Raw genomic sequence first — 16,812 nt, forward strand, 5'->3', positions numbered from 1 at the left:
CATTAAAAATTGATGGACTAGACGAGCTTCTAGTCTTTTTTATGTTTTTTTCAAAATAGTTTGAAAAGTGAAAATGATTTTGTTGACGAGCTATCTGTATGATATAATAAGTCCCGTAAACAGAAGATTAAGGGATTTAAAAATGGCGAAAAAAGTAAAGGACTATTATGACTTGGCTTATGCTAGGGATTTGAGTCGACGGTTGCAAGAAGCGTCCGTTGCCTTTGATGGACAAAAATTTAGCTTATTGCTAGAAAAAGACTTGGAAAATTTGGAGTTTAGCCAGCGTCAAGAACTCTTGGCTAAAAGTATCAAAGATTGCCTCCCCCTATCTTATCAGGACTCTCTCAAGGTTTTTGAGAAAATTTTAGGTCCTGAGTTAGAGGGTGGTTTAGGCATGTTTTCAGAAGGGTATTGGCTTTGGCCAATCGGCAAATATGTAGAGCTATACGGGGATCAAGAATTTGAATTGAGCGCGGCCTTTAGTAAGGAACTAACCAAGCGATTTACTGGAGAATTTTCCATGAGGCCCTTACTGGCTCGCTATCCTAAGGCTACAATGGCCTTGCTGTTAGAATGGAGTCAGGATGAAAACTTGCGCGTTCGTAGACTTGCCAGCGAATGTATGCGTATCCGTCTGCCTTGGGCTAAGAGACAAACCGTCGTATTGGATTATTTTGAGGAGTTTACCACGATTCTGACCAATCTAAAGGATGATAGAGACAAGTCTATTCAAAAAAGTGTAGCCAATAATTTAAATGATTTATACAAGGAAGACCCTGATAAGTTTGAAAGGATTCTTCAAACTTGGCAAAAGGAGGAGCTAAGTCCAAGTTGTGCTTGGATCATCAAGCATGCATCTCGAACAAAAAACAAAAAAAGAGTCATAGAAGATTTATGCAAAAAAAGCTGAATTTTGACTGGTCTTTTCCGTTGTAAATGAAGGATTCTTTCTTGAAAAATAATGGTAAATATGCTAAAATGAAAAGAACATTCTAAAATATTCAGAATTAAAAGTAAGGAAAATCATGGCTAATATTTTAAAAACGATTATTGAAAATGATAAAGGAGAACTTCGCCGTCTGGAAAAGATGGCTGATAAGGTTCTTAATTATGAGAGCCAAATGGCTGCGATGTCAGACGAAGAGCTAAAAGCAAAAACTGACGAATTTAAAGAACGATACAACAAGGGTGAATCACTTGATTCATTGCTATATGAAGCTTTTGCGGTAGTTCGTGAAGCTGCAAAACGTGTCCTTGGACTTTTCCCTTATAAGGTTCAGGTCATGGGTGGGATTGTTCTTCACCATGGTGACGTTCCAGAGATGCGTACGGGTGAAGGGAAGACCTTGACAGCGACCATGCCAGTGTACCTCAATGCCCTTGCAGGTAAAGGGGTTCACGTAGTTACAGTCAATGAATACCTAACAGAACGTGACGCGACTGAAATGGGTGAGTTGTACTCATGGCTCGGTTTGTCAGTAGGGATCAACTTGGCAGCCAAATCTCCAATGGAGAAAAAAGAGGCTTATCTTTGCGATATTACCTACTCAACCAACTCAGAGATTGGTTTCGACTACCTTCGTGATAACATGGTCGTTCGTGCAGAAAACATGGTGCAACGTCCACTCAATTATGCCTTGGTCGATGAGGTTGACTCGATTTTGATTGACGAAGCTCGTACACCATTGATCGTTTCAGGTGCCAACGCAGTTGAAACAAGCCAACTCTACCATATGGCGGACCACTTCGTGAAATCTTTGGACAAGGACGACTATATCATTGACGTTCAGTCTAAGACGATCGGTTTGTCAGATTCTGGTATTGACAAGGCTGAAAGCTACTTCAAACTAGAAAATCTCTACGACATTGAAAATGTAGCTCTTACTCACTTTATCGACAATGCCCTCCGTGCCAACTATATCATGATTCTCGATATCGACTATGTGGTTAGTGAAGAGCAGGAAATCTTGATCGTCGACCAATTTACAGGTCGTACCATGGAAGGTCGTCGTTACTCTGATGGTTTGCACCAAGCGATTGAAGCAAAAGAAGGTGTGCCAATCCAAGATGAGACTAAGACTTCAGCTTCTATTACCTACCAAAACCTCTTCCGTATGTATAAGAAATTGGCAGGGATGACAGGTACTGGTAAAACAGAAGAAGAAGAATTCCGCGAAATTTACAACATTCGTGTTATTCCAATCCCAACCAACCGTCCAATCCAACGTATCGACCACTCAGACCTTCTCTATGCAAGTCTTGATGCAAAATTTAATGCTGTAGTTGAAGATGTAAAAGCTCGTTACCAAAAAGGTCAGCCGGTCTTGGTAGGTACAGTTGCCGTTGAAACGAGTGACTTTCTTTCTAAGAAATTGGTAGCAGCAGGTGTTCCTCACGAAGTCTTGAATGCGAAGAACCACTACAGAGAAGCGCAAATCATCATGAACGCTGGTCAACGTGGCGCGGTTACCATCGCAACCAACATGGCCGGTCGTGGTACCGACATTAAACTTGGTGAAGGGGTTCGTGAGCTTGGTGGACTTTGTGTTATCGGTACAGAGCGTCACGAAAGTCGCCGTATTGATAATCAGCTTCGTGGACGTTCAGGGCGTCAAGGAGACCCAGGTGAGTCACAATTCTACTTGTCTCTTGAAGATGATTTGATGAAACGTTTCGGTTCAGAACGTTTGAAAGGTGTCTTTGAACGACTCAACATGTCTGATGAAGCCATCGAATCTCGCATGTTAACGCGTCAAGTTGAAGCAGCTCAAAAACGTGTCGAAGGAAACAACTACGACACTCGTAAACAAGTCCTTCAATACGATGATGTTATGCGTGAACAACGTGAGATTATCTATGCGCAACGCTATGATGTCATTACTGCAGATCGTGACTTGGCACCAGAAATCCATGCTATGATTCGTCGTACCATTGGACGTATCGTGGATGCACATGCACGTTCTAAGGAAGATGAAAAATTAGAAGCAATCTTGAACTTTGCTAAGTATAACTTACTTCCAGAAGATTCAATTAGCCGTTCAGATCTTGCAGGTCTGTCAGACCAAGCTATCAAAGATGAACTTTTCCAACGTGCCTTGAAAGTCTATGACAGCCAAGTTGCTAAGCTTCGTGACGAAGATGCAGTGAAAGAATTCCAAAAAGTCTTGATTCTACGTGTTGTAGACAACAAGTGGACAGACCATATCGATGCTCTTGATCAGTTGCGAAATGCTGTTGGTCTTCGTGGATATGCCCAAAACAACCCTGTTGTAGAATATCAAGCAGAAGGTTTCCGCATGTTTAACGACATGATTGGATCGATTGAATTCGATGTGACCCGTTTGATGATGAAAGCACAAATCCATGAACAAGAACGTCCGCAAACTGAACACAATATCAGTACAACTGCGACTCGTAATATTGCAGCGCAGCAGGCAAGCCTTCCTGAAGATTTGGACTTGAGCCAAATCGGACGAAATGACCAATGCCCATGTGGATCAGGTAAGAAATTCAAGAACTGTCATGGTAAGAGACAATAATATGAGATAAGATACAGGCGGATACCTGGTAAAAATCATTTTTTGCTTGGTGTCCGTTTGCTTTATAAGGAGATGAATCATGGTATTTAAAGCTAAAAGTCCTAAAATTAACATTGAAGAAGTTCGCGCCTTGTCTAAATTAGAGGGAGCGGCTCTTGCGAGAAAAAATCAACGTGATCAGGAATTGGAAGCCATCATCCGTGGGGAAGACCAGCGTATTCTCTTGGTGATTGGACCATGTTCATCTGATAACGAAGAGGCGGTTCTCGAGTATGCCAAGCGTCTATCTGCTTTGCAAGAAGAGGTCAAAGAACGTATTTTTATGGTCATGCGTGTCTATACGGCTAAACCTCGTACCAATGGAGATGGCTATAAGGGCTTGATTCATCAACCAAATGCGACAGAAGCTCCTAGCTTGATCAATGGGATCAAGGCTGTTCGTCAGCTCCACTACCGCGTGATTACCGAGACGGGAATGACAACAGCGGATGAGATGCTTTATCCTGAAAATCTTCCGCTGGTGGATGATTTGATTTCTTATATGGCTGTTGGAGCTCGTTCTGTAGAGGATCAACAGCACCGTTTTGTAGCGAGTGGAGCAGATTTTTCAACAGGATTTAAAAATCCCACATCTGGAAATCTCAATGTTATGTTTAACGGGATTTACGCAGCGCAAAATAAACAGAGTTTCCTCTTCCTCGGTAAAGAGGTGGAAACAACAGGGAATCCATTGTCCCACGCCATTCTTCGCGGTGCCTTGAATGAATACGGGAAAAATATTCCTAACTACTACTATGACAATTTGATGGATACTATTGCCCAGTATGAAAAGATGGGCTTGGAAAATCCATTTATCATCATCGATACCAATCATGACAATTCAGGTAAGCAATATATGGATCAAATCCGTATCGTTCGTCAGACCTTGATCAACCGTGACTGGAATGAGAAGATCAAAAAATATGTTCGTGGTTTTATGATTGAGTCCTATCTAGAAGATGGACGTCAAAATGAACCAGAAGTTTTTGGTAAGTCCATTACAGATCCGTGTCTCGGATGGGACAACACAGAAGCACTTGTTCGCGAAATTTACCAAACGCTAGGAGAGTAAGATGGCATTTATCGAAAAAGGTCAAGAAATTGATATTGAAGCAATCAAGGCTGCGACCCAGTTGTCACCTGAAGCCTTGCGAAAGAAAGAAGCCCGCGATAGAGAGTTGGCAGCCATCATCTCGGGTGAGGACGACCGAATCCTTTTGGTGATGGGACCTTGCTCTTCAGACAATGAGGAAGCAGTGCTTGAATATGCTCGTCGCTTAGCAGACTTGCAGAAAAAAGTTGCAGATAAAATCTTTATCGTGATGCGTGTCTATACGGCTAAACCTCGTACTAATGGAGATGGCTATAAAGGCATGATTCATCAACCAAATACCAGCGAAGCGCCTAGTCTCATCAATGGTTTGCAGGCTGTTCGTCAGCTTCACTATCGTGTGATTACGGAGACGGGATTGACAACAGCTGATGAGATGCTTTATCCGTCAAATCTCGTTTTGGTTGATGACCTGGTCAGCTACCATGCTGTAGGGGCTCGTTCAGTGGAAGACCAAGAACACCGCTTTGTAGCGTCTGGTATTGATGCTCCGGTTGGGATGAAAAATCCAACATCTGGGAACCTTGGGGTCATGTTTAATGCCATCTATGCGGCTCAAAACAAGCAAACCTTCCTTTACCATGGCCAAGAAGTGGAAACTTCAGGAAATCCTTTGGCCCACGTTATCCTTCGTGGTGCCATGAACGAATATGGTAAAAATGAACCCAATTTCTACTATGAAACCCTCTTAAATGCCATCAATCGCTATGAGACTATGGGACTTGAAAATCCCTTCATTATCATCGATACCAATCATGACAATTCTGGCAAGCAATATATGGAACAAATTCGCATTGTTCGCCAAGCCTTGCTGAATCGTGACTGGAATGAAAAGATTAAAAAGACGGTTCGAGGCTTTATGATCGAATCTTACCTAGCGGATGGTCGTCAAAACCAACCAGAGGTCTTTGGTTGCTCCATAACTGACCCTTGTCTAGGTTGGGAAAATACAGTAGCCTTGGTAGAAGAAATTTATACCACCTTAACAAAATAAGTGAAAAGGATGGAGTTGGGGGAATCTCAGCTCCTTTTATGAGTATGATAGTTGGACACGGAATTGACATCGAAGAATTGGCTTCGATAGAAAACGCAGTTACACGACGTGAGGGCTTTGCTAAGCGCGTGCTGACCCCTAAAGAAATGGAGCGTTTTGCCAGTCTCAAAGGGCGCAGGCAGATCGAATACTTGGCAGGTCGTTGGTCGGCTAAGGAGGCCTTTTCCAAGGCTATGGGAACTGGTATTGGCAAACTGACCTTTCAGGATTTGGAAGTTTTGAACAATGAACGAGGCGCTCCCTATTTTAGTCAGGCACCATTTTCAGGAAAAATTTGGCTATCTATCAGCCATACAGATCAGTTTGTGACAGCCAGTGTCATTTTGGAGGAAAATCATGAAAGCTAGTCCACATAGACCAACCAAGGCTCTGATATATCTGGGAGCTATTCGACAAAATATTCAGCAAATGGGGGCTCATATCCCTGAAGGAACGCTCAAGTGGGCAGTGGTCAAGGCTAATGCCTATGGTCATGGGGCTGTTGCCGTTGCGATGGCGATTCAGGACGATGTTGATGGATTTTGTGTTTCCAATATTGATGAAGCTATTGAACTTCGTCTGGCTGGACTTAGCAAGAAAATCCTCATTTTAGGAGTTTCTGAGCTAGAAGCTGTTTCTCTTGCTAAAGAATACGACATCACCTTGACAGTGGCAGGATTGGAGTGGATTCAAGCGCTCTTAGCTAGGGGGACAGATTTATCTGGTTTAACAGTTCACCTCAAGATTGACTCAGGAATGGGACGGATTGGTTTCCGAGATTCCAGTGAGGCAGAGCAGGCTCAAGCCTTGCTCCAACAACACGGTGCTCGTGTTGAGGGGATTTTTACCCACTTTGCGACTGCAGATGAAGCATCAGATACTTACTTTAATATCCAGTTGGAACGATTTAAAACCATTCTGTCAAGCATGAAGGAAGTGCCAGAGCTAGTACATGCCAGCAATTCTGCCACGACTCTTTGGCATGCAGAGACTATTTTCAATGCCGTCCGTATGGGAGACGCCATGTATGGTCTCAATCCAAGTGGAGAGGTCTTGGACTTGCCTTATGACTTGGCTCCAGCCTTGAGTTTGGAGTCTGCCCTGGTTCATGTCAAGACAGTTCCATCTGGAGCTTGCATGGGCTATGGGGCGACCTATCAGGCGGATAGTGAGCAAGTCATTGCGACGGTGCCAATCGGTTATGCGGATGGTTGGACACGTGATATGCAGAATTTCTCTGTCTTGGTAGATGGAGAAGCTTGCCCAATCGTTGGACGGGTTTCTATGGACCAAATCACCATTCGTTTGCCTAAGGTTTACCCGCTAGGAACAAAAGTCACCTTAATTGGCTCCGATGGTGACCAGGAAATCACAGCAACTCAGGTAGCGACCTACCGTGGAACCATTAACTATGAGGTGGTTTGCCTCCTCAGCGACCGCATTCCGAGAGAATATCATTAAAAAGAAAGGAGTGGAGCATGAATCTACACCAACCCTTGCATGTCTTACCTGGTGTGGGACCAAAGTCAGCAGAGAAATACGCCAAACTAGGAATTGAAAACTTGCAAGACCTCTTGCTCTACTTTCCTTTCCGTTATGAAGATTTCAAAACCAAGCAGGTGCTGGAGCTGGAAGATGGCGAAAAGGCTGTTCTGTCTGGTCAAGTCGTGACTCCTGCCAGTGTTCAGTATTATGGTTTCAAGCGTAATCGCCTGCGTTTTAGCCTCAAGCAGGGAGAAGTCGTTTTTGCGGTGAATTTCTTTAACCAGCCCTATCTGGCTGATAAGATAGAGTTGGGAGCAACCCTTGCTGTCTTTGGAAAATGGGACCGCGCCAAAGCCAGTCTGACTGGGATGAAGGTCCTAGCTCAGGTGGAAGATGACCTCCAACCTGTCTATCGTCTGGCTCAAGGAATCAGTCAGGCAGGGCTGGTCAAGGTCATCAAGACAGCTTTTGATCAGGGATTGGATCTCTTGATAGAGGAAAATCTTCCCCAGTCTTTACTTGATAAATACAAACTCATGTCCCGTTGCCAGGCTGTCCGCGCTATGCATTTTCCAAAGGATTTGGCAGAATACAAGCAGGCCCTTCGCCGTATCAAGTTTGAGGAACTCTTTTATTTTCAAATGCAGTTGCAGACGCTCAAGTCTGAAAATAGAGTTCAGGGAAGCGGTCTGGTTCTGAATTGGTCTAAGGAAAAGGTGACAGCTGTTAAGGAAAATCTTCCTTTTGCTCTGACCTCAGCTCAGGAAAAGAGTTTGCAGGAAATTTTGACCGACATGAAGTCCGACCACCACATGAATCGTCTCCTGCAAGGGGATGTGGGGAGCGGAAAAACGGTGGTTGCTGGTTTGGCCATGTTTGCGGCGGTGACGGCTGGCTACCAGGCAGCTCTCATGGTGCCAACAGAAATCCTTGCGGAGCAACACTTTGAGAGTTTACAGAACCTTTTTCCAGACTTGAAACTGGCTCTCTTGACAGGTTCCTTAAAAGCTGCAGAGAAAAGAGAAGTTTTAGAGACCATTGCCAAGGGTGAGGCCGACCTTATTATCGGAACCCATGCTTTGATACAAGATGGGGTGGATTATGCTCGTCTTGGATTGATTATCATTGATGAGCAGCACCGTTTTGGTGTGGGCCAAAGGCGTATTTTACGGGAAAAAGGGGACAATCCTGACGTTCTCATGATGACGGCGACGCCCATTCCACGAACCTTGGCTATCACAGCCTTTGGCGATATGGATGTTTCTATTATTGACCAGATGCCAGTAGGGCGGAAGCCGATTGTGACGCGCTGGATCAAACATGAGCAGTTGCCTCAGGTCTTGACTTGGTTAGAGGGAGAAATTCAAAAAGGTTCTCAAGTCTATGTCATCTCTCCCTTGATTGAAGAATCTGAAGCTTTGGATTTGAAAAATGCCATTGCCTTATCTGAGGAGTTGACAGCTCATTTTGCAGGAAAGGCAGAGGTTGCTCTGCTACATGGTAAGATGAAGAGTGATGAAAAAGACCAAATCATGCAGGATTTCAAAGAGCGAAAAACAGATATTCTAGTATCTACAACTGTTATCGAGGTTGGGGTCAATGTCCCCAATGCGACCGTCATGATCATCATGGATGCCGATCGGTTCGGTCTCAGTCAGCTTCACCAGCTCAGAGGTCGTGTTGGTCGGGGGGACAAGCAGTCCTACGCTGTTCTTGTAGCTAATCCCAAGACTGACTCTGGGAAGGACCGCATGCGCATCATGACAGAAACGACTAATGGATTTGTCCTTGCGGAGGAAGATTTGAAAATGCGTGGTTCTGGTGAGATTTTTGGAACTAGACAGTCAGGACTTCCAGAGTTTCAAGTGGCGGATATTATCGAAGATTTTCCTATTTTAGAAGAAGCCAGAAAGGTTGCCAGCTACATTAGTTCTATGGAAGGTTGGAAAGAGGATCCAGAATGGCACATGATTGCTCTCAACCTAGAAAAGAGAGAACATCTGGATTAAGCCTTTTCTAAGAAATCTATAAGCTAGCTTTTAGGTTTGGGTCTTATACTAGAGTCATCAAAAAGAAACGAGGACTCTCATATGACGATTAAAGTGACCTACCAAAAGAAATTTCAGACTTTCAAACTAGAGAAAGGAGCTAGCACCTATTGATAACCAAAGAGCGGAAACGCTCTTTTTATTTTTAAAACTACTTTCAGGCGATAGGTTTGAGGAAAGAGAATCTAAAATCACTTTCTATTTAGCATTCTTTCTTGCATTGCCTTCCTAGATATGCTAGAGTTATGATAGCGATTACAAAACTAAAGGAGCATGCTATGAAAAATCCAGCTTTACTAGAAGAAATCAAGACTTATAAAGGAAGGGATGAGGTTCCAGAAGACTTTGATGCTTTCTGGGATGAAGAGGTCAAAAAAGTTTCATCTCTTCCAGCCTACCAGTTGGAGGAAAGAGATTTCCACATTCCCCAAGTCAAGTGCTATGAGCTAACCTTTGAAGGAACTAATGAAGGCAAGGTTTATGCACGTGTCATCCTTCCAAAGAGTGAGGAGAAAGTTCCGTTAATCTTCCATTTCCATGGTTATATGGGACGTGGTTGGGACTGGGCTGACATGCTGGCCTTTACCGTGGCTGGTTACGGTGTTGTCTCCATGGATGTGCGGGGTCAGTCGGGCTACTCGCAAGACGGCTTGCGCTCACCACTAGGAAATACGGTGAAGGGGCATATCATCCGTGGTGCTGTGGAAGGCCGGAATCATCTCTTTTATAAGGATGTTTATCTGGATATTTACCAGTTGGTTGAAATTGTTGCCAGTCTGCCTCAGGTGGATGAGAAGCGGCTTTCTAGCTATGGTGCCTCACAAGGAGGGGCTTTAGCTTTGGTTGCAGCAGCGCTCAATCCTCGGATTCAGAAAACAGTTGCCATCTATCCTTTCTTGTCAGACTTTAGGCGAGTACTTGAGATTGGCAATACCAGTGAAGCCTATGATGAACTCTTCCGTTATTTCAAGTTCCACGATCCCTTCCATGAAACAGAGGATGAAATCATGGCGACTCTTGCCTATATCGATGTGAAGAATCTTGCCCATCGTATCAAAGGAGAGGTCAAGATGATTACGGGCTTGGATGACGATGTTTGCTATCCTATTACCCAGTTTGCGATTTACAACCGCCTAACTTGCGACAAGGCCTATCGCATCATGCCAGAGTATGCTCACGAAGCCATGAATGTTTTTGTCAATGACCAAGTCTATAACTGGCTCTGTGGCAGTGAGATTCCTTTTAAGTACGTAAGATAATGAATGAGAGAGCCCAGGAGCTCTCTTTTTATGTCCAAAACCTGAAAGTACTTTTAGAAAATTTAAAATATTAAAATATTCTTAAAAGTAAAATCTATTCTGTGGGAACACAGATATAAATATAAGACTTTATTGTATAATAAAGGAAAAGTCACTTGTGAAAGGAGGAAAAAGGCTGCCGGGTGGTTAAAAACTCGGGCTCAGCAGAAAATGGGAGAGGATTGGGAGCTCTCATTAAGTTGGATACTTTCTTGTAAAACTTGTCTCTTGAGAGACAATAAAAATTTTCAAAGAAAAAGAAAGCGCTTTATTTTATGAAAAATGAAAGGACAAACATGAATTACAAATCTTTAGATCGGAAACAGCGATACGGAATTCGAAAATTTGCAGTTGGGGCGGCATCTGTAGTGATTGGTACAGTAGTATTTGGAGCAAATCCAGTCTTAGCTCAAGAGCAAGCCAATGCAGCAGGAGCCAATACAGAAACTGTCGAACCTGGTCAAGGTTTATCAGAATTGCCAAAAGAAGCGTCCTCGGGAGATCTTGCTCATTTGGATAAGGATTTGGCTGGTAAATTGGCAGCAGCACAAGACAACGGCGTTGAGGTGGACCAAGATCACTTGAAAAAAAATGAGAGTGCAGAATCAGAAACCCCATCCTCTACGGAAACCCCTGCAGAAGAAGCAAATAAGGAAGAGGAATCAGAGGATCAGGGTGCTATTCCTCGTGACTATTACTCAAGAGATTTAAAAAATGCTAATCCTGTCCTTGAAAAAGAAGATGTTGAAACCAATGCAGCAAATGGTCAGAGAGTTGATTTATCAAATGAACTAGACAAACTAAAGCAACTAAAAAATGCTACAGTTCACATGGAGTTCAAACCAGATGCATCAGCTCCACGCTTTTACAATCTCTTCTCTGTATCCAGTGACACCAAGGAAAATGAGTACTTTACTATGTCAGTCCTTGATAATACAGCTCTTATTGAAGGGCGTGGCGCTAACGGAGAACAGTTCTATGATAAGTATACAGATGCTCCTTTGAAAGTTCGCCCTGGACAATGGAATTCTGTGACCTTTACTGTCGAACAACCGACAACGGAGTTACCTCATGGTCGAGTTCGTCTCTATGTGAACGGTGTCTTATCTCGAACAAGTCTAAAATCTGGGAACTTCATCAAAGATATGCCAGATGTTAATCAAGCTCAACTTGGATCAACCAAACGGGGCAATAAAACAGTTTGGGCATCAAACCTACAAGTACGAAACTTAACCGTTTATGATCGTGCTTTAAGCCCAGATGAAGTTCAAACACGGAGCCAATTATTTGAAAGAGGTGAATTGGAACAGAAACTTCCTGAGGGAGCAAAAGTCACTGAGAAAGAAGACGTCTTTGAAGGTGGTAGGAACAATCAACCAAATAAAGATGGTATCAAGAGTTATCGTATCCCAGCTCTTCTCAAGACGGATAAAGGAACGCTGATTGCTGGAACGGATGAAAGACGTTTGCACCATTCTGACTGGGGAGATATTGGGATGGTTGTTCGTCGCAGCTCAGATAATGGGAAAACATGGGGAGACCGAATCGTAATCTCAAATCCTCGTGACAATGAGCACGCTAAACATGCAGATTGGCCATCTCCAGTTAATATTGATATGGCCTTGGTGCAAGACCCTGAAACAAAGAGAATTTTTGCAATTTACGACATGTTCCTTGAAAGTAAGGCAGTATTTTCATTGCCGGGACAAGCTCCGAAAGCTTATGAACAAGTGGGAGATAAAGTTTATCAAGTTTTATATAAGCAAGGAGAATCAGGTCGCTATACGATTCGAGAAAACGGAGAGGTTTTCGACCCTCAAAATAGAAAGACAGATTATCGTGTTGTCGTTGACCCTAAAAAACCAGCCTACAGCGATAAGGGAGATTTGTATAAAGGGAATGAGCTAATCGGAAATATTTATTTTGAGTATAGCGAGAAGAATATTTTTAGAGTTTCCAATACCAACTACCTATGGATGTCCTACAGTGATGACGATGGGAAGACTTGGTCTGCACCAAAAGATATTACTCATGGGATTCGGAAAGATTGGATGCACTTCCTAGGAACTGGACCTGGTACGGGGATTGCCTTGCGTACAGGACCTCATAAGGGAAGACTGGTGATTCCAGTTTATACAACAAACAACGTTTCCTATCTAAGTGGTTCTCAATCATCTCGTGTAATTTATTCAGATGATCATGGAGAAACATGGCAAGCAGGGGAAGCAGTTAACGATAACCGCCCAGTAGGCAACCAAACCATTCACTCTTCAACCATGAATAATCCAGGCGCCCAAAATACGGAGTCAACTGTTGTTCAGTTGAATAATGGGGATCTCAAGCTCTTTATGCGTGGGTTGACTGGTGATCTTCAGGTTGCGACCAGTCATGATGGGGGAGCAACGTGGGATAAGGAAATCAAACGTTATCCTCAAGTAAAAGACGTTTATGTTCAAATGTCCGCTATTCACACCATGCATGAAGGAAAGGAATACATTCTACTTAGCAATGCTGGTGGTCCTGGACGCAACAATGGTTTGGTTCACCTGGCCCGTGTTGAGGAGAATGGTGAGTTGACATGGCTGAAACACAATCCTATACAAAGTGGTAAGTTTGCTTACAACTCACTCCAAGAACTCGGAAATGGCGAATATGGTTTGCTTTATGAACATGCGGATGGCAATCAAAACGATTATACTTTATCCTATAAGAAATTCAACTGGGATTTCTTAAGCAAAGACAGAATTTCTCCTAAAGAAGCAAAAGTAAAATATGCCATCCAAAAATGGCCAGGTATTATCGCCATGGAGTTTGATTCGGAAGTATTGGTAAACAAGGCTCCGACCCTTCAATTGGCAAATGGCAAGACAGCAACCTTTATGACTCAGTACGATACAAAAACTCTCTTATTCACAATAGACCCAGAGGATATGGGTCAAAGGATTACAGGTCTAGCTGAGGGTGCAATTGAAAGCATGCACAATTTACCAGTTTCTTTAGCTGGCTCTAAACTAAGCGATGGTATTAATGGTAGTGAAGCTGCTATCCATGAGGTGCCGGAATACACAGGTGGTGTCAATGCTGAGGAAGCAGCGGTTCATGAAGTTCCGGAGTATACAGGTCCAATGGCAACAGTAGGTGAAGAACCAGCTTCAACAGTAGAAAAAACAGAATTCACTGGTGGTGTCAATGCTGAGGCAGCCCCAGTGGCAGAGATACCAGAGTACACCGGTCCATTATCAACAGTAGGCGAAGAACCAGCGCCAACGGTTGAAAAGCCTGAATTTACAGGTGGGGTCAACGCTGTTGAAGCGGCAGTCCATGAACAGCCAGAGTTTAAAGGTGGTGTCAATGCAGTTCTAGCAGCCTCAAACGAGCTTCCGGAATATAGAGGAGGTGCTAACTTTGTCTTGGCAGCTTCAAATGACCTGCCAGAGTATAAGGGTGGTGTCAATGGTGCTGAGGCAGCAGTCCTTGAAGTGCCAGAGTACAAGGGAGACACCAATCTAGTATTAGCAGCTGCAGACAACAAACTGTCTCTAGGCCAAGATGTGACCTATCAAGCGCCAGCAGCTAAACAAGATGAACTTCCAAATACGGGAAGCAAGGAAACAAGCTCACTGGTTTCCCTTGGTCTTGCAGGTGTTCTTTTATCCTTGTTTGCATTTGGCAAGAAGAGAAAAGAATAATAGGCAAGAGCTATTTGAATAAGTCTCAGGAGAGATAGCAGGTTTTTCAGCCTGCTATCTTTCTTTATTAAATTCGGCTTGATTCAAAATCATAAGAAGTCTGAAACTACTTTCAGGATAGTCTGTTCTATAAAATAGTTTTGAAACTGAAATCTATTCTATCACAACCTATTGAAAGCGCTTAACAAATGATATATAATAAGCCCATAAGAACAAGAAAGGGAGGAAAGAGGATGCCACAGATCAGCAAAGAAGCCTTGATTGAACAAATTAAAGATGGAATCATTGTCTCTTGCCAGGCACTTCCTCACGAACCGCTTTATACAGAAGCGGGAGGAGTCATTCCCTTGCTAGTCAAAGCGGCTGAGCAAGGTGGAGCAGTCGGTATCCGAGCAAACAGTGTTCGCGATATCAAGGAGATTAAGGAGGTTACGAAACTCCCGATTATCGGGATTATCAAACGTGACTATCCGCCACAGGAGCCTTTCATTACAGCTACGATGAGAGAAGTTGATGAACTGGCTGAACTAGACATCGAGGTCATTGCTCTGGATTGTACCAAACGTGAACGTTACGACGGTTTGGAAATTCAGGACTTTATCCGACAAGTCAAAGAAAAATATCCGCATCAACTCTTAATGGCTGATACTAGCACGTTTGAAGAGGGTATAGCAGCAGTTGAAGCCGGAATTGATTTTGTTGGAACAACCCTATCAGGTTACACCTCTTATAGTCCGAAAGTGGATGGTCCAGACTTTGAACTAATCAAAAAACTTTGTGAAGCAGGAGTGGATGTCATCGCTGAAGGGAAAATTCATACACCAGAACAAGCCAAACAAATCCTTGAATATGGGGTTCGAGGCATCGTTGTTGGTGGAGCGATTACTAGACCAAAAGAGATCACGGAACGCTTTGTTGCCGGTCTTAAATAACACAATCTCAAAACAGAGGAGAGTGGTTGATGCGTCGGACGAAATGAAAACGTATACAAATATAAACTTGCTCATTATCCAATATGGATACGCTTATCAATTAGGAGAATACAGATGAAATTTAGAAAACTAGCTTGTACAGTACTTGCGGGTGCTGCGATTCTTGGCCTTGCTGCTTGTGGTAACTCTGGTGGAAGCAAAGATGCTGCAAATTCTGGTAGCGATAGCGGAAAAACAGAAATCACTTGGTGGGCATTCCCAGTCTTCACACAAGAAAAAACTGGTGACGGTGTTGGAACTTATGAAAAATCAATCATCGAAGCTTTTGAAAAAGCAAATCCAGATGTAAAAGTGAAATTGGAAACCATCGACTTCAAGTCAGGTCCTGAAAAGATCACAACAGCCATCGAAGCAGGAACAGCGCCAGACGTACTCTTTGACGCACCAGGACGTATTATCCAATACGGTAAAAATGGTAAATTGGCTGAGTTGAACGACCTCTTCACAGACGAATTCGTCAAAGATGTCAACAACGAAAACATCGTGCAAGCAAGTAAGGCTGGAGACAAAGCTTACATGTATCCAATCAGTTCAGCTCCATTCTACATGGCTATGAACAAGAAAATGTTGGAAGATGCTGGAGTTGCAAACCTTGTAAAAGAAGGTTGGACAACTGATGACTTTGAAAAAGTTTTGAAAGCGCTTAAAGATAAAGGCTACACTCCAGGTTCATTGTTCAGTGCTGGTCAAGGGGGAGACCAAGGAACACGTGCCTTCATTGCAAACCTTTACGGTGGTTCTGTAACAGACAAAGACGTAACTAAATATACAACTGACGATCCTAAATTCGTCAAAGGTCTGGAAAAAGCGGCTAGCTGGATCAAAGATGGTTTGTTGAACAATGGTTCACAATTTGACGGTGGAGCAGACATCCAAAACTTTGCCAACGGTCAAACTTCATACACAATCCTTTGGGCACCAGCTCAAAACGGTATCCAAGCGAAACTCTTGGAAGCAAGTAAGGTAGACGTGGTAGAAGTACCATTCCCATCAGACTCTGGTAAACCATCTCTTGAATACCTTGTAAACGGATTTGCAGTATTTAACAACAAAGACGATAAGAAAATCGCAGCTGCTAAGAAATTCGTTCAATTCATCGCAGATGACAAAGAATGGGGTCCTAAAGACGTAGTTCGTACAGGTGCTTTCCCAGTTCGTACTTCATTTGGTAAACTTTATGAAGACAAACGTATGGAAACAATCAGTGGCTGGACTAAATACTACTCACCATACTACAACACTATCGATGGATTTGCTGAAATGAGAACACTTTGGTTCCCAATGTTGCAATCTGTATCAAATGGTGACGAAAAACCAGCGGATGCTTTGAAAGCCTTCACTGAAAAAGCTAACGAAACCATCAAAAAAGCTACAAAACAATAAGCACTAAGTCAGATTGATTCCCCCCTTTTCCCTGTGCACTATGGTGTAAGAAAAGGGGGACTTTTATTTGAAATGGTAGGAACTGTCACGAAATTAAAATGAAGTTCTTACATAAGCGAATCTTAAAAAATTTCATTTTGGTTTTAAAACAGTTCAAGAAAATCAAAAACTATTCTATTTGAAAGAGAGGTG

At 43.1% G+C, this 16,812-nt stretch carries 11 protein-coding genes; all 11 read left to right on the forward strand.

The genetic code is table 11. From position 1 onward, the window contains the following. Positions 1-142 precede the first annotated feature (142 nt). The 11 genes from B7717_RS02720 (at position 143) to B7717_RS02775 (ending at position 16,620) form a co-directional block, all read left to right on the forward strand. Positions 143-913, forward strand: coding sequence for a DNA alkylation repair protein (locus B7717_RS02720; protein WP_084944134.1), 771 nt, complete (start codon positions 143-145; stop codon positions 911-913). A gap of 115 nt (positions 914-1,028) precedes the next feature. Further along, positions 1,029-3,542 (forward strand): preprotein translocase subunit SecA, encoded by a 2,514-nt coding sequence (gene secA, locus B7717_RS02725; protein ID WP_084944135.1) that lies wholly within the window; start codon positions 1,029-1,031, stop codon positions 3,540-3,542. 79 nt (positions 3,543-3,621) lie between these two features. Then, entirely contained in the window at positions 3,622-4,653 is a 1,032-nt protein-coding gene (locus tag B7717_RS02730) for a 3-deoxy-7-phosphoheptulonate synthase (RefSeq protein ID WP_084944136.1), read from the forward strand. Between the two features lies 1 nt (position 4,654). Beyond that, the gene (locus tag B7717_RS02735; protein ID WP_000864028.1) at positions 4,655-5,686 is read left to right on the forward strand and encodes a 3-deoxy-7-phosphoheptulonate synthase; all 1,032 of its coding nucleotides are present in this window, start codon (positions 4,655-4,657) and stop codon (positions 5,684-5,686) included. 44 nt (positions 5,687-5,730) lie between these two features. Beyond that, entirely contained in the window at positions 5,731-6,093 is a 363-nt protein-coding gene (gene acpS / locus B7717_RS02740) for a holo-ACP synthase (RefSeq protein ID WP_025171527.1), read from the forward strand. Beyond that, entirely contained in the window at positions 6,083-7,186 is a 1,104-nt protein-coding gene (alr, locus tag B7717_RS02745; RefSeq protein WP_084944137.1) for an alanine racemase, read from the forward strand. The genes acpS and alr overlap by 11 nt, the downstream gene beginning before the upstream one ends. Beyond that, positions 7,177-9,219, forward strand: a complete 2,043-nt coding sequence (gene recG, locus B7717_RS02750; RefSeq protein ID WP_268721522.1) for an ATP-dependent DNA helicase RecG — start codon at positions 7,177-7,179, stop codon at positions 9,217-9,219. The genes alr and recG overlap by 10 nt, the downstream gene beginning before the upstream one ends. Positions 9,220-9,536: 317 nt before the next feature. Beyond that, a complete protein-coding gene (locus tag B7717_RS02760) occupies positions 9,537-10,517 on the forward strand; it encodes an acetylxylan esterase (protein ID WP_084944139.1) in 981 nt (326 codons plus the stop codon). A gap of 335 nt (positions 10,518-10,852) precedes the next feature. Further along, entirely contained in the window at positions 10,853-14,245 is a 3,393-nt protein-coding gene (locus tag B7717_RS02765; protein ID WP_084944222.1) for an SIALI-17 repeat-containing surface protein, read from the forward strand. A gap of 233 nt (positions 14,246-14,478) precedes the next feature. Continuing rightward, a complete protein-coding gene (locus B7717_RS02770; protein ID WP_001135658.1) occupies positions 14,479-15,177 on the forward strand; it encodes an N-acetylmannosamine-6-phosphate 2-epimerase in 699 nt (232 codons plus the stop codon). 114 nt (positions 15,178-15,291) lie between these two features. Next, complete coding sequence (locus B7717_RS02775; RefSeq protein ID WP_084944140.1) at positions 15,292-16,620, forward strand: ABC transporter substrate-binding protein; 1,329 nt, start codon at positions 15,292-15,294, stop codon at positions 16,618-16,620. Positions 16,621-16,812 lie beyond the last annotated feature (192 nt).

The sequence above is a fragment of the Streptococcus oralis subsp. oralis genome (assembly GCF_002096495.1).
Taxonomy (GTDB): domain Bacteria; phylum Bacillota; class Bacilli; order Lactobacillales; family Streptococcaceae; genus Streptococcus; species Streptococcus oralis_CU.

Excerpts from the sequence above, each read along its gene's own strand:
- B7717_RS02720 (WP_084944134.1), top strand. The coding sequence starts at position 143 with ATGGCGAAAAAAGTAAAGGACTATTATGACTTGGCTTATGCTAGGGAT.
- secA (WP_084944135.1), top strand. The coding sequence starts at position 1,029 with ATGGCTAATATTTTAAAAACGATTATTGAAAATGATAAAGGAGAACTT.
- B7717_RS02730 (WP_084944136.1), top strand. The coding sequence starts at position 3,622 with ATGGTATTTAAAGCTAAAAGTCCTAAAATTAACATTGAAGAAGTTCGC.
- B7717_RS02735 (WP_000864028.1), top strand. The coding sequence starts at position 4,655 with ATGGCATTTATCGAAAAAGGTCAAGAAATTGATATTGAAGCAATCAAG.
- acpS (WP_025171527.1), top strand. The coding sequence starts at position 5,731 with ATGATAGTTGGACACGGAATTGACATCGAAGAATTGGCTTCGATAGAA.
- alr (WP_084944137.1), top strand. The coding sequence starts at position 6,083 with ATGAAAGCTAGTCCACATAGACCAACCAAGGCTCTGATATATCTGGGA.
- B7717_RS02760 (WP_084944139.1), top strand. The coding sequence starts at position 9,537 with ATGAAAAATCCAGCTTTACTAGAAGAAATCAAGACTTATAAAGGAAGG.
- B7717_RS02765 (WP_084944222.1), top strand. The coding sequence starts at position 10,853 with ATGAATTACAAATCTTTAGATCGGAAACAGCGATACGGAATTCGAAAA.
- B7717_RS02770 (WP_001135658.1), top strand. The coding sequence starts at position 14,479 with ATGCCACAGATCAGCAAAGAAGCCTTGATTGAACAAATTAAAGATGGA.
- B7717_RS02775 (WP_084944140.1), top strand. The coding sequence starts at position 15,292 with ATGAAATTTAGAAAACTAGCTTGTACAGTACTTGCGGGTGCTGCGATT.